This window comes from Actinocorallia sp. A-T 12471, assembly GCF_033875155.1.
In the GTDB taxonomy this organism is placed as follows: domain Bacteria; phylum Actinomycetota; class Actinomycetes; order Streptosporangiales; family Streptosporangiaceae; genus Actinocorallia.
Genome location: NZ_JAWZTE010000004.1, coordinates 1 through 13,666 on the forward strand (window position 1 = coordinate 1; position 13,666 = coordinate 13,666).

12 protein-coding genes and 1 CRISPR repeat array are annotated in these 13,666 nt (G+C 72.6%); all 12 genes read right to left on the minus strand.

The features are described from left to right. Nucleotide 1 precedes the first annotated feature (1 nt). A CRISPR array of direct repeats spans nucleotides 2-518; the repeat unit is 29 nt; unit sequence CTGCTCCCCGCGCACGCGGGGGTGTTCCC. A 53-nt stretch (nucleotides 519-571) separates the two neighbouring features. The 12 genes from R9X44_RS12370 to R9X44_RS12425 all read right to left on the minus strand — a co-directional run bounded on the left by R9X44_RS12370 (nucleotide 572) and on the right by R9X44_RS12425 (nucleotide 13,482). Continuing rightward, nucleotides 572-1,261 (minus strand): class II aldolase/adducin family protein, encoded by a 690-nt coding sequence (locus tag R9X44_RS12370; RefSeq protein ID WP_319814232.1) that lies wholly within the window; start codon nucleotides 1,259-1,261, stop codon nucleotides 572-574. Continuing rightward, the gene (locus R9X44_RS12375; RefSeq protein WP_319814233.1) at nucleotides 1,258-2,133 is read right to left on the minus strand and encodes an alpha/beta fold hydrolase; all 876 of its coding nucleotides are present in this window, start codon (nucleotides 2,131-2,133) and stop codon (nucleotides 1,258-1,260) included. Before R9X44_RS12375 ends, R9X44_RS12370 begins: the two co-directional genes overlap by 4 nt. Continuing rightward, entirely contained in the window at nucleotides 2,133-2,984 is an 852-nt protein-coding gene (locus R9X44_RS12380; protein ID WP_319814234.1) for an alpha/beta fold hydrolase, read from the minus strand. The genes R9X44_RS12375 and R9X44_RS12380 overlap by 1 nt, the downstream gene beginning before the upstream one ends. After that, nucleotides 2,981-3,727: a dienelactone hydrolase family protein gene (locus R9X44_RS12385; RefSeq protein WP_319814235.1), complete on the minus strand. Its 747-nt coding sequence runs from the start codon at nucleotides 3,725-3,727 to the stop codon at nucleotides 2,981-2,983. Before R9X44_RS12385 ends, R9X44_RS12380 begins: the two co-directional genes overlap by 4 nt. Before the next feature lie 23 nt (nucleotides 3,728-3,750). Next, nucleotides 3,751-4,551, minus strand: coding sequence for an IclR family transcriptional regulator (locus R9X44_RS12390; RefSeq protein WP_319814236.1), 801 nt, complete (start codon nucleotides 4,549-4,551; stop codon nucleotides 3,751-3,753). 7 nt (nucleotides 4,552-4,558) lie between these two features. Beyond that, nucleotides 4,559-5,539, minus strand: coding sequence for a sugar ABC transporter substrate-binding protein (locus R9X44_RS12395; RefSeq protein WP_319814237.1), 981 nt, complete (start codon nucleotides 5,537-5,539; stop codon nucleotides 4,559-4,561). 62 nt (nucleotides 5,540-5,601) lie between these two features. Next, complete coding sequence (locus tag R9X44_RS12400) at nucleotides 5,602-6,573, minus strand: ABC transporter permease (RefSeq protein WP_319814238.1); 972 nt, start codon at nucleotides 6,571-6,573, stop codon at nucleotides 5,602-5,604. Next, entirely contained in the window at nucleotides 6,570-8,081 is a 1,512-nt protein-coding gene (locus R9X44_RS12405; RefSeq protein WP_319814239.1) for a sugar ABC transporter ATP-binding protein, read from the minus strand. Before R9X44_RS12405 ends, R9X44_RS12400 begins: the two co-directional genes overlap by 4 nt. Before the next feature lies 1 nt (nucleotide 8,082). Further along, nucleotides 8,083-8,334 (minus strand): hypothetical protein, encoded by a 252-nt coding sequence (locus R9X44_RS12410; RefSeq protein ID WP_319814240.1) that lies wholly within the window; start codon nucleotides 8,332-8,334, stop codon nucleotides 8,083-8,085. Further along, nucleotides 8,331-9,149, minus strand: coding sequence for a hypothetical protein (locus R9X44_RS12415; protein WP_319814241.1), 819 nt, complete (start codon nucleotides 9,147-9,149; stop codon nucleotides 8,331-8,333). Before R9X44_RS12415 ends, R9X44_RS12410 begins: the two co-directional genes overlap by 4 nt. Beyond that, nucleotides 9,149-11,392: a hydantoinase B/oxoprolinase family protein gene (locus R9X44_RS12420; protein ID WP_319814242.1), complete on the minus strand. Its 2,244-nt coding sequence runs from the start codon at nucleotides 11,390-11,392 to the stop codon at nucleotides 9,149-9,151. The genes R9X44_RS12415 and R9X44_RS12420 overlap by 1 nt, the downstream gene beginning before the upstream one ends. Next, nucleotides 11,389-13,482 carry a hydantoinase/oxoprolinase family protein gene (locus tag R9X44_RS12425; RefSeq protein ID WP_319814243.1) on the minus strand — a complete coding sequence of 698 codons (2,094 nt, stop codon included), beginning with the start codon at nucleotides 13,480-13,482 and terminating at the stop codon, nucleotides 11,389-11,391. Before R9X44_RS12425 ends, R9X44_RS12420 begins: the two co-directional genes overlap by 4 nt. Between the last annotated feature and the right edge of the window lie 184 nt (nucleotides 13,483-13,666).

Sequence of the window (13,666 nt, forward strand, 5' to 3'; positions counted from 1 at the left end):
CCTGCTCCCCGCGCACGCGGGGGTGTTCCCAGCGTGTCGATGCGGGCCATCGTCCCGCCCACCTGCTCCCCGCGCACGCGGGGGTGTTCCCCGTCCTCGCCTCCTGGTGCGCGCTCGTGCGCGCTGCTCCCCGCGCACGCGGGGGTGTTCCCGGGACGGTAACGATGAGAGAGTGCCTGGTCAGCTGCTCCCCGCGCACGCGGGGGTGTTCCCTCCCCGTGGGCGGGGAGTTAGGCCGTTACTGGCTGCTCCCCGCGCACGCGGGGGTGTTCCCACCGCCATCCTGCACGGCCGCGCCGCGGCGGTCTGCTCCCCGCGCACGCGGGGGTGTTCCCGTCGTGCGGATCAACAGCACGAACATGCTGTCCTGCTCCCCGCGCACGCGGGGGTGTTCCCTCCTCACCGCGCGCCACCCAGACGAGGGCGGTCTGCTCCCCGCGCACGCGGGGGTGTTCCCCGACTGGCCGCCAGGTGTCGGGGCGCTGTACGCTGCTCCCCGCGCACGCGGGGGTGTTCCCCTGGTCGGCGCGCCCGTGGACGTCATGTGGAGCTGCTCCGCGTGTGGGTGGGGTTAGGGGGGTGGGGGGAGGGTTCGGGTTAGGTGGTGGTAGGCGGGGGTTAGTTGGGTGGGGGGGTAGCAGCGGGTGCGTTTGGTGAGGGATTCGGGGTGGGGGGAGTGGGTGGGGGTGGGGGTTATGGAGGTGGCTTGGAGCTGCATTCTGCAGGCTTTTTCTAGGAAGATTGCCGTTAGGACTGCGGTGGGGATGTCGGGGCCTACGGTGATTAGGCCGTGGTTGATGAGGAGTAGGGCGTTGCGGGTGGAGAGGGTTTGGGCGACCTCGGCGCCTAGGGCGGGGGTGTGTATGAGGTCGCCGGTGCGGGTGAAGCGGGGGATGTCGGGGGGCCAGAAGAGGGTGCCTTCGTGGCCTATGGGGAGGAGGGGGAGGCCGGTGGAGGCGAAGACGACGGCGGATTCTGCGTGGCTGTGGACCACCGCGTTGACGTCGGGGCGGGCTGCCATGATCTCGGTGTGGATGGGGTATTCCAGGTGGACTTTGCCTGGCTTGGTGAGGGGGGTGCCGGTTTCGTCTATGTGGACTACTCGGTCGGGGGTGATTTCGTTCAGGCCGTAGCCTGCTTCTTTGAGCCAGATGCCTGAGCCGTTGGGGTCGCGGAGGGAGAGGTGGCCCCAGATCATGTCGCTGTTGCCGTTGGCGGCGAGGACGCGGCAGCCTTGGGCGACCTCTTCTGCGGGGGTCATCGCGGGTCCGCGGTGAGGAAGTCGCCGACGATGCGGTTGAACTGGTCGGGCTGCTCGAACATCGGCCAGTGGCCCGCGTCGGTGATCATGTCGAACGAGGCGTTCGGCAGGATCTGGGAGGCGCGGCGGCCGACCTCGGCGGGGGTCGTGGGGTTGTGGTCGGTCCAGACGACGAGGGTCTCGTGGGTGATGCGCTTCAGGGCGTCCTCGTCAAGAAGGTGCGCGCGGTTCTCCTCGCTCGGCTGCTCCGCGACGAGCTTGGCCAGCGCGGCCTCCGCGCCGGGCAGGGTGTAGTACCGGTAGCGGCACTCGACGAGTTCGTCGGTGACCGTCGCCGGGTCGACCATCAGCCACTCGAGCCGCTGCCTGACGCTCTCGCGGGTCGGCGCGGCGGCGGCCTTGGCCGTCACCGACCTGACCTTGGCGTGCACCTTCTCGCTCTCCTCGGCGCGGCCGTCGTCCGACAGCAGCAGCCCCGCGCCGGTCACGGACACCACCTTGCCGACGCGGTCGGGGTGCTTCAGCGCCGTGTACAGCGCCGTCCACCCGCCGAGCGACTGTCCGACGAGGTGGGCCCGCCGCGCGCCGATCGCGTCGAGGAAGCCGATGAGGTGTTCGGTGAAGACCGGCGCGTGGTAGGTCACGTCGGTCGGGCGTGCGGTGAGGCCGTGGCCGAGGGCGTCGATCGCGTAGACGCGCAGGCCGCGCTCCGCGAGCGGCACGAGGTTGCGCAGGAACGCCTCGGCGTGCCCGGTGAGCCCGCCCATCAGGATGACGGGGTCGCCGTCGCCCGCCTCGATCGAGCGGGTGCGCCATCCGGCGGCGTCGCGGAAGCGGGTCTCGGTGCCGAGGGCGTCGGTCCAGAACGACATCAGGGGTTCTCCTTGCCGAAAAAGTCGATGAGTGCGTCGTTGACGAGGTCGGGCCGCTCGTACTGCGGCCACTGTTTGGCTCCGGGGACGTCAAGGCGACGCCCCCGGGGCAGCGCCGCCCGCGCGGCCGCCACGACGGCGTCCGGGGTGTGCCCGTGTTCGCCGCGCAGCAAGAGGACGGGCAGGTCAAGCTGGGAAAGCCGTTCGGGCGTGAGCAGATAAGGCGTGTTGTCCGCCGCCCTGACGAGCCGGTGCACCCGCCGCGCCTCCTCCGGCCGGTACAGCGCGGTCCGCACCGCCACGAGCTCGGAATCCACCCCGACGGGATCGGCCAGCAGCCCCGCGAGCCGGGTCCGCACCGCCTCCGGCGTCGGCTCGGCATAGGCCCGCCCACCACGCTCATAAGCCGCCCGGACGGCACCATCCGCGAGCCGCTCAGCCTCCGACTGAAGCCCGGCGGGCTCGATCAGCGCAAGCCCGCGCACCCGCTCAGGCGCACGCAACGCCAGCAGCGCCGCCGCCCACCCCCCGAGCGACTGCCCGACGAGATCGACCCGCCCGAGCCCGAGCGCGTCAAGCACGCCGAGCGCATGGTCCGCCAACTCCCCCACGGTGTAGGAAGCGTCGGCGAGCCGTCCGGTGAGCCCGTGCCCGAGCAGATCGAACGCGACAGCCCGCCGCCCCGCACCCGCGAGCGCCGGAAGATTCCGGGCAAATGTCTCAAGATGCCCGCCCCGCCCGTGCAGCAGGACCACGGGCGGCCCTTCCCCCAGCGAGACGACCCGCGTCCTCACCCCGCCCGCGTGCACGAACCCGACCTCCGCGCCGAGCAACTCGGTCCACAGGCTCACAGGTGCGCCCGCAGGAACTCGAGGGTCCGTTCCCAGGTAAGCCGCGCGGCCTCCGCATGGTGGTTCGGGTGCGTGTCGTCGTGGTAGGCGTGACCAGCCCCGTCGTAGACGTGCACCTCGGTCCGCTGCCCGGAGAGCTTGAGCGCGTCGCCCAGCCGCGCGACCTGGTCGAGCGGGATGACCTCGTCCGCGCCCCCGAAGTGCGCCTGCACCGGGCACCTGACGCGGTCGGCGACGTCGATCCGGGAGCGCACACGTCCCGTCGGGCTGTAGGCGGCCGGCAGTTCCGGCAGTCCGTAGAGCGGAACGGCGCAGGCCAGCCGGTCGGTCTGGACGGCCCAGGCCAGCGCGAGCCCGCCGCCCAGACAGAACCCGACGACCGCCGCGCGCGACGCGTCCACGTCGGCGCGGGAGGCGAGGTGATCGAGGCCCGCTTCGAGGTCGGGCACCGCCTGTTCGTCACGTGCGGCGAGGAACGCCTTGGCGCGCCGCTCGTCGGCCGTCGTGAAGTCCTGCGGCGGCCGCCCCCCGATCCTGCTGTACAGGTCGACGGTCAGGCAGGCGAACCCCTCGGCGGCGAGGCGTTCGGTGACGCGTTCCCGGTGCTCGGTCACCCCGAGGTTCTCGTGCGCCATGACGACGACCGGGGGCGGCTCCTGCGCCCGCACCGGGAGCGCGAGGTAGCCCCGGATCGTGTCGGCGCCGCTGGGGAACGTCACCCAGGCGGCTTCGGTGTGCTGCATGTCTTCTCCATCTGTCGGCCCGGTCACGGGGGGCCGGGCGGCTGCGCGGCGGAGGCCCGGCCGAGCAGGTACTTGATGTGCGTGCCGAGCGCCTCGAGGCGGCGGCGCGGCATGCGGGCGGACTGCCCGCACACCGCGACCGCGCCCGCGGGCCGTCCGGCGACCATCACGGGGACCGCGACGCCCGCGATCCCCGGGATGAACTCGTTGATCTCGATCGCGTAGCCGTAGCGACGGCATGTGTCGATCTCCCGCAGCAGCGTCGCCGGGTCGGTGACGCTGACGGGGGTGCGCTGCGCGAGCGCGAGCCGTGCGACGATCTCCTCGCCCTCCTCGCGCGGCAGGCCGCTGAGGATCGCCCGGCTGATGCAGCCGTTCGCCAGGACCGAGCGCCTGCCGAGCGGCGACAGGGTCTCGGGCGAGTGCGGCGCTTCGCGTTTGCCGGTGATGAGCAGCGACCTGTCCCGCCAGTCGATCTCCGCGACAAGGACGGTCTCGCCGGTGGAGCGGATCAGCTCCTCGGCCGCGCCCTGCGTGAGGTGGGCGAGCGCGGTCGTCGCGGACACGAGGCTGCCGAGTTCGAGCAGCCGGTTGCCAAGGACGTACGCGCCGTCGGCCTCCTGGCGCAGGAACCCCCGGTCGACGAGCGTCACCGCGATCCGGTGGGTGCTCGCCTTCGGCAGTCCCGCCGCCTCGGCAAGCTCGGAGAGCTGGAAGCGGGGGTGCGCCGCGCTGAACGCGCCGAGCACGTCAAGGGCGCGGTCGACGGACTGGACGCCCCGGCGGCGCGGGCCGCCGGAGGTCGGGCTGGGAGATGCGTTCATGGTGACCTCACGAGCAGTAGGGCGGTGCCTGGCTCGCATTCTCGCTGGTCACGACGGTCTCGGGGACCGCGTCGATCTTCGTCACGCCTGGCGTGCCGCGCAGCAGCCCGACGACGTTGTCCACGGCGAGTTCGCCGACGCTCTTTGGCGTGTTGCTGACGGTGACGGCGAAGTCCCCGTCGCGGATCGCCTTCACCCCCGCCTCACTGCCGCCGTTCGTGAGGATCTTGATGTCGGTGCGGCCTGCGGCCTTGAGCGCGGCCAGGACGCCGAAGGCCATGTCCTCGTTGTGCACGAAGACGTAGGAGACGCCGGGCTGTGCCTGCAGGAGGTTGTCGGCGACGTCCTGGGCCTTGGCGCGCTGCCAGAGCGCGGGCTGGTCGAAGACGACCTCGGCGGCGTCACCGAGGCTCTCCTTGAAGGCGTCGTTCATCAGGTCGGCCGCCGCGCCCGGCGCGCCGCCCACGATCCCGACCTTGACGGCCTTGCCGCCGCTGTCCTCGACAAGCCACGCGCCGAGGTCGCGCCCGACCTTCACCACGTCGGTGACGACCGCGCCGAGGATCTTGCTCTGGTCCACCGACGCGACGGAGGTCAGGAAGATCGGGATCTTCGCCCGGTTGGCGCGGTTGATCCCGCCTTCCAGGGAGTCGATGTTGACCGTCTGGACGACGATCGCGTCGACGCCCTTGACGATCATGTCGTCTATGTTGGACAGCTCCTTGGCGGGGTCCATCGCGGAGTTGGCCGTGAGGAGCTTGACGCCCGCGCCGTCGGCGCGCGCCTGCATGGCCCGCTGGAGGCAGGTGTGGAACTCGATCGAGTTGCCGTTGACGAAGCCGATGGTGAGGTCGCCGTCGGACGGGGCTGGCTTGGCGGGCCCGTCGCCGCCGTCGACGGTGCAGCCGGCGAGCACGGCGCTCGCGGCGAGGGAGAGCGCGGCGACGCCGCGCAGGGGGATGCCGCGTCGACCGTTGATGCCGAACATGGGGATTCCTTCCGGACCAGGGGTGGGGTGGGTTGCGGGGTGGTGGTGGCCGGGGAGCGCGGTCAGTGGGTGCTGCCGCGCAGGTGGTTGGTGATCGCCGCGACGAGCAGCACGGAGCCGACGGCCACGTCCTGGAAGTGCGCGTTGATCTGCAGGAGGTTGAGCGCGTTGGTGACGACGCCGAGGAGCAGCACGCCCAGGACCGTGCCGACGAGGGTGCCGCTGCCGCCGTGCAGCGCGGTCCCGCCGATGACGACCGCGGCGACGACCGTCAGCTCGAGGTGGAGGCCGCCGGTGCCGGGGCTCGCCGCGCCGAGCCTGGCGACGAGCATGACCCCGCCGAGCCCGGCGAGCAGCCCGCCGAGGGTGTAGAGCAGCAGTTTCGTGCGGACGACGGGGATGCCCGCGAGCCGTGCGGCGTTCTCGTTGCCGCCGATGGCGAACGCGTTGCGCCCGAACGCCGTCCAGCGCAGGACGAGCCCGGCCGCGACGCACACCGCGACGGCGACGACGACGAGCGCGGGCACGGTCCCCGCGAGTTCGCCGAAGCCGAGCGCCATCAGGTTGTCGCCGATGGAGATGCTCTTGCCGTCGATGACGAGCAGGGCCACGCCGCCGAGGATCGTTGAGGTGGCGAGGGTCGCGACGAACGGCACGACCTTCAGCAGCGTCACGGCGAGCCCGTTGACCAGGCCGATGGCCGCGCCGAGCGCGAGGGCGAGCGCGACCGCCGTCCACTGGCCGACGCCCGCGACGATGAGCTGGGCGGTGACGCCGTGGGTGACGGCGGCGATCGCGCCGAGCGAGAAGTCGATGCCGCCCGCCGTCATGAGCAGGGTGAGCCCGGCGGCGAGGACCGCGACCACGGCGATCTGCTGGGAGACGTTGATGAGGTTCGCGCCGGTCAGGAAGACGTCGCTGTTCAGCGCGGTGACCGCCGAGAGCGCGAGGAGGACGGCGAGGAGTCCGACATGCCGGGAGACGCCCGGGGGCAGGCCGACGCCGGGTCTGGCGCGCAGGGCTGTGGTGGTCATCTGTGGTCTCCTCCTGCGGTGAGCGTGATCAGGTCGTCCCTGGTGGTCAGGTCCATGGGCAGGTCGGCGACGACCCGGCCCGCGCGGACGACGACGACCCGGTCGGCGAGCCTGACGACCTCGTCCACGTCCGAGGAGCTGAGCAGGACCGCCGCGCCCCGGTCGGCGAGCCCGTCGACGAGCCGGTGGATGTCGGCCTTGGCCGCGACGTCGACGCCGTTGGTGGGCTCCTCGAGCAGGCAGGCGACGGGGTCGTCGGCGAGCCATGCGGCGAGCAGCACCTTCTGCTGGTTGCCTCCGGACAGCGTTACGACGGCGGGGTCCTCGTGCAGGGTGGTGACGCCGTAGCGCGCTCGGGAGCGGCGGCCTTCCGCGTGCAGCCTTCGCCACCGCACAAGCCACGGACGGTGACGGCCGCGCCGGACGAGGTCAAGGTTCTCGTTCACCGTCAGCCCTGGGACCAGGCCGAACGTCAGCCGGTCGCCGGTGACGCAGCGCAGACCCGCGCCGAGCACCGCCCCCGCCCTGCCCGTGGCGATCTCCTCGCCGTGCAGGGTGAGCCGTCCGGTCTGAGGTCGGCGCAGGCCGCTGAGCACGCGGAACAGCTCGGTCTGGCCGTCGCCCGCGGGGCCGAGCACCGCGACGATCTCGCCCGCGCGGACCGTCAGGTCGAAGCCGGTGAGGCGGCCCGAGGTGAGCGCCGCGATCTCCAGCACCTTCTCCCCCGCCGACCTGACGCGTTCGACCCGCTCGTGCACGAGCCTGTCGCCGACCATGGCGCGGACCAGCGCGGGCAGGTCCACGTCGGCGGGGCTGACCGTGGCGACCTCGCGGCCGTCGCGCAGGACGGTGATCCGGTCGGCGAGGTCGAGGACCTCGTCAAGGTGGTGGGAGATGTAGATGATCGCGGTGCCCCGGTCGCGCAGCGTGCGGACCAGGGTGTGGATTCGCAGCGCGTCGTCGCCGCCGAGCGACGCGGTGGGCTCGTCGAGGACGAGGACGCGGCCGCCCGCGTGGACCTCGCGGGCGATCTCCACGAGGGTCTGTTCTGCGGGGCCGAGGTCCCCGGCCCGGGTGCCGGGGTCGACGTCGATGCCGAGCCCGGCGAGGGCGTCGGCGGCCTCCCTGCGGACCCTCCCCCACACGACGCGTCCCGCCCGGGTGGGCAGGCGGCCGAGGAGGATGTTCTCCGCGACGGTCAGCCCGGCGACGAGGGTCCGCTTCTGGTGGACGATGCTCACGCCCGCCGCGTGGGCGCGCCGCGGGGTCAGCGAGTGCCGCGCCGTGCCGTCGATGACGATCTTGCCCTCGTCCGGGGCGAACGAGCCGCAGACCAGCTCCACGAGGGTGGACTTGCCCGCGCCGTTCATGCCGACGACGGCGTGGACCTCGCCGGGCAGCAGGGTGAAGTCGACGCCCGCGAGCGCCTGCGCGCCGCCGAACGCCTTGCGCACGCCGCGCAGTTCGAGCACGGGACGCCGGTTCTGCGTCTGGTCGTTGCCGGTCATGTCATGACCCGTCCCGTGACGCGTACATCTCGTGGTGGCCGACGCCGAGGACGACCATGAGGTTGCGCAGCGCGACGGGGTTCATCCCGTGGCCGAGCAGCCATGTGGCGTCGCGTTGCAGGACCGCGGCCCCCTCGTCGGCGGTAAGCGGGTAGTCCGTGAGCACGTCTTCCGGCGCTGCCGTGTAGGCGGCGAGCAGATCGGGCGTGTGCTCGAGGTCCCTGGCCAGGCGGTTGAGGCCGACGACGCTCATGGCGCGACCTCGAATCCGCTGATCCCGATGCCGACGGTCCAGGCGGGCATCGGCCGGTAGGCGTAGACCCGCGCGGGCCCGTCGGCGGCGCCGGCCGCGACGAGCCAGGTGCGGATCTCCAGCGCGCCGTTGCCCGCCTCGTCAAGGATCTGCGCGTCGTCCCAGGCGAGGACGGCTTCGGCGTCGCCGCGCGTGAGGAGGTCGAGCAGGCCGCGGTCGAAGTCCTCGTTGACGTCGCCGAAGCGGGGCAGGCCGACCCAGTGGGAGAGGCCGCCCGTTCCGATGATGCCGACGCGGGCGTCGCCGGGCAGCGCGCGCACGGTCTCGCGCAGCGCCCTGCCCAGGTCGAGGCAGCGGCGCAGCGTCGGCAGCGGCGCGGTGTTGCAGTTGACGAACAGGGGGATCACACCCGCCTCGGCCGCCGCCGGGAGCTTGGCGAGCGGGACCATGAAGCTGTGGTCGAGCCGCATCGTGTGCGACCTGGCGAGGTCGAAACCGCGCTCGGTGAGGCCGTCGAGCAGGCGCGCCGCGAGTTCTGGACCGCCCCGCACGGTGCCGCCCGGGTTGCCGAACTCGGCCCATCCGGTGTGCGCGTCGGCGACGCCGAGGCAGAAGGCCGGGTAGTTCTCCAGGCCGAACGTCTCGTAGTGGTCGGTCGCGACCAGCACGACGGCGTCGAGCCGGGCGGCGGCGATGTCGGCGTCGAGCCGCCGCCACGCCTCGTGCAGCACGTCGGAGACCTCGGGATCGGCGTGCGGGTTCTTGACGATCGCGCCGACATGCGACGTGGCCGCGGCCAAGGCAAGGTGGCCCATCACGCCTCCCCGGAGGTGTCGGCCGTGAGCAGCCGGATGTCGTCGGGGTGGGGCGCGCCGACGCGGACCACGTCGGTGGCCTTGAGGCTGCCGCAGCCGGGGCAGGCGTAGCGGCGCAGCTCAAGGCCCTCGTCAAGCCTTGTCGCGTGGCCGAAGGCGTGGACGTCGCGGCTGGTCTCCAGGGCGGCGCGGGCGCGCCACGGCTCGTCGGCGGGCGCGATGACGCAGCCGCACGCGCAGGCGACCCAGCGGGCTCCCCCGGCCTCCACGATGTCGAGGCCGTCGCCCATCGGGTGGACCCTGACGCGCGGCCCTGCGGGTGCCTCCGGCAGCGGGAGTTCGGCGGGCAGGTTCCGCCGACGGGCGCGGACGGCCGCGCGCGAGGTCTCGGTCGCCGCCGCGTCGATCCGGCCATCGCCGGTGAGGACCGCGCCGTAGACGCGAACGGCCGCCTCGGGCGTCACCGCGCCGAAGTCGAGGTCGTCCTGGAGGGCGGCTGCGGGACGGTCGAGCGGGTCGCCCCAGCCGCCGCCGGCCTGCGGGACCGTCGCGAGGACGTCGTCGTCGCCGAGGTGGTACAGGCCCTGACGGCCGCGCATGACGGGACGGTCGCCGGACAGCTCGTCCACCGACGGGATCGTCCCGGCCGCGAGCCGCGCCCTGACGTCGCTGCCGTGCACGACGGTCCTGGTGTTCTGCGCGCCCGGGTAGCCGCCGAAGATCCCGTAGGAGTTCGGCACCTCCCAGCCGTGCGCGGAGTTGAGCGCGGTGACGTCCCGGCCGCCGTGCACGGTGTAGACCGCGCCCATGCTCATGCCGCCGCGGTTGCGTCCCGCGCCGCCGGAGTCGGCGACCAGGCCGCGCCACAGGTACAGCAGCGGCGAGTCCATCTCGACGGCCTCGACGTTGGAGATCTTCTGCCGCTCGATGTTGTGCTGGCCCTGCGTCCAGGCCCCGTCGCGGTGGGCGTAGGCGGCCCCGCCCGTCGCGAGGCAGTCCATGATCACGTAGGTCTGGCGCGCGCCGTTGTCGCCCGCGCCGGTGAGGACGAACTTGTCGGGCCCGCCCGCCGGGGTGGCCTGCGCCTCGCGCAGCAGCCCGTCGGAGCAGGCCGCGAGCTTCGACAGGCACTCCGTCGCGGTCATCTCCACGAGCCAGCCCGCCTCAAGCGCGCCGCCGCTGACGGCCGCGGGACGTGCCGCGTTGCAGATCAGGCCGTCGGGGCAGGTGACCTCGACCGGCTTGAACAGGCCCTCGTTCCATGGCGCGTCGAAGGCGAGGGTCGGCAGGAGCGCGGCGGCGATCCCGGCCATCAGCCCGGAGTAGGCGCAGTTGACGTACCCGTCGACCTGCGGGGAGGAGGCCGAGAAGTCGAAGCTCAGGGTGTCGCCCCGCTTGGTCAGCACGAGGTCGACCTCGTAGGTGGCGTTCTCCGACGACCGGGCGAGGCCGCCGTCGTTGTCGAGGAACGCCTTGGAGTGCAGCCGCGCGTCGGGCAGCAGGGCGAGCCGGTTGCGCAGCCGCCGCTCCGACAGCTCGATCAGGTTGGCCATGACGGTGCGGACGGTCCGCGCGCCGTACTTGTCGGCGAGCGCCGTCATCGCGCGGACCGCGGTGTTGTTCGCCCCGATGAGCGCGCGCAGGTCCAGGTTGACGGTCGGGGCCATGCGGGTGTGGCCGAGGATGAGGTTCCACACGTCGGTGCGCACCTCGCCGCCGTCGACCAGCTTGGTCGGCGGCATCTGCAGGCCCTCCTGGTAGGAGTCGGTCGCGTCGATGCAGAAGCTGCCGGGGGTCATGCCGCCGACGTCGACCATGTGGCACATCGCGCCGGTCCAGGCGAGCAGCTCGCCCCTGTAGTAGATGGGCGCGACGAGGCCGACGTCCTGGGCGTGGACCGTGCCCTTCCACGGGTCGTTCACGATGAACATGTCGCCGGGGTTGATGCCGGGGCTCCGCCCGCAGTCCTCGATGACCGACCTGGTGATCGCGGCCATGGACGAGGCGTGCGACAGGATCGTGCGGCCCATCGCGGCGACCGAGCCGTCCGGCAGGTAGAGGCCGACGTTGTAGTCGCTGGCCTCGACCACGTGGGTGGAGCCGGAGATCGCGGCGAGCGTCGCGCCCTGCTCGTCGGTGATGGCCAGGAGCCGGTGCCTGATGACCTCGAAGGTGATCGGGTCGATGGTGGTGGTGTCGGCGTTCGTGGTGTCGGCGGTGGTGGTGTCGGCGGTGGTGGTCACGCCTCCCCCTTGCAGTCGATGACGAGGTTGCTGTGGTGGTCGACGAGGAGCGACTGGGACGGGCCGAGCACGACCGTCGTGCCCGCGAACTCCAAGATCGCCGGGCCGCGCATTGCCGCGCCCGCGCCGAGGCCCTCGCCCCGGAACACACGGGTCGCGACCCGTCCGGTCTCGGGGAAGTGCACGTCGCGCTCGCCGAGGAGGGCGGCGTCGGGGTCGGCCGCGCCGGGGTACTGGCCCTCGCGGACGTCGGTGACCTTCACCCTGCCCTCGACGCGCAGCGTGTGGATCTCGACGCCCGCGCCGAGCAGGGCGGTGCCCGCGCCGTAGATCCGCTCGTAGGCGCCGCGGAAGTCCGCGATCAGCGCGCGCAGGACGTCGGTCGTGACCGGGCCGTCCGGAACGGGGAGCGGCAGTTCGTGCGACTGGCGGCGGAACTTCAGGTAGGCGACGCGGGTCAGGCGGGCGCGCGGGTCGTCGTCGAGGTCGGCGCGGCAGCGGGCCGCGAGGGCGTCGAACGCGGCGGTGATCCGCGCGGCGTCGAGGTGGGCGGCGGGGTCGGCCGCGCCGGGCGGGGTCCGGTGCACCTCGGTGGTCTGCACCGCGCGGAACCTGTCGGACGTGACTGTGCCGTAGGCGGAGTGGACCGTCGACGTCGGAGGCACCACGAGCGTCGCGATCCCGGCCGCCTCGGTGTAGGCGTAGGCGTGGGTCGGGCCCGCGCCGCCGTAGGCGTAGACGACGAAGTCGCGCGGGTCGTGGCCCTGCTCGACCGTCACCTTGCGCAGGAGATCGGCCATCTGGTTGTCGGCGACCTTCCGGATGCCGGCGGCGGCGTCCTCGACGGACAGGCCGAGCGGGTCGGCGACGTGCTCGCGGATCGCCTTCTCGGCGAGCGACATGTCCAGCGGCATCCGGCCGCCGAGGAAACGCGCGGGGTCGATGATGCCGAGGACGACGTCGGCGTCGGTGACGGTCGGGCGGTCGCCGCCGCGCCCGTAGCAGGCGGGGCCCGGCACCGAACCCGCGCTCTCCGGGCCGACGACCAGGACGCCCGACTCGTCCACGGCGGCGATGGAGCCGCCGCCCGCGCCGATCGCCGTCACCTTGATCCTTGGCATCGCCAGGTGCAGGTCGCCGACCTCGCTGACCCGCTCGACCAGCGGCTCGCCGTCGATGATCAGGCCGACGTCGAAGCTGGTCCCGCCCATGTCGGAGGTGATGACGTCGCGGTGGCCTAGGCGTGCGGCGAGGGCCGTCGAGGCGAGGACGCCGCCCGCCGGGCCCGAGGTGAGCATCGACGCGGACCTGCGCGCGGCGTCCTCGGCGCGCATGACGCCGCCGCCGGAGTCCATGATGGAGAAGTCGCCGGTGAAGCCGTGCGAGCGCAGGCGTCCTTCGAGGTTGGCGACGTAGTCGCGGATGACGGGGCCGAGGTAGCTGTTGACGACCGTGGTCGCGGACCGCTCGTACTCGCCGATGACGGGGGCGACCTCGTGCGAGAGCGTCAGGTAGACCTCGGGCCACTCCTCGGCGACGATCTCCGCGACGCGCGACTCGTGCGCGCCGTTGACGAACGACCACAAGAAGGACACGGCGAGCGCCTTGACGCCGTCGGCGCGCAGGCGGCGCAGGGTCGCGCGCACCTCTTCCTCGTCGAGCGGGACGATCTCCTCGCCCGCCGCGTAGCTCCGCTCGGTGATCTCGGCGATCCGCGCGCGCGGCACGATCTGGTCGGGGTTGCGGCGCGTGCTGTAGTGGCCGGTCGCCGCGCCCATGCCGACCCATGACGTCATGGACCGCTGGATGAGCATCGTGTCGGCGAAGCCGCGCGTGGTGAGCAGGGCCGTCGGCGCGCCCTTCCGCTCGATCAGCGCGTTAGTCGCGGCGGTGGTGCCGTGCGCGAAGTACTCGACGGACGCGCAGAACTCCGCGAGGCCCATCCCGTAGGACGCCGCCGCGAGTTCGAGCGCGTTCACCACGCCCTCGGACCTGTCCTCCGGCGTCGTCGGCGACTTGAACAGCCGCGGCGGCCGCCCGTCCCGCAGCACGACGAGGTCGGTGAACGTCCCGCCCACGTCCGTCCCCACGAAGAACCGCGGGCTGGAACCCGAATTACTCTCCACACTTCCCTCACCAAACTCGACGCGAATCCGTCGGCCCCAACCCCGATCCGCCACCGAAATGACGCCCGTGTTACGACCGGCCCCCACTGTGATCCGCGCCCCACACCCCCCACAACGCCCCAGTCCGCATCGCGGAACACCCCAAACC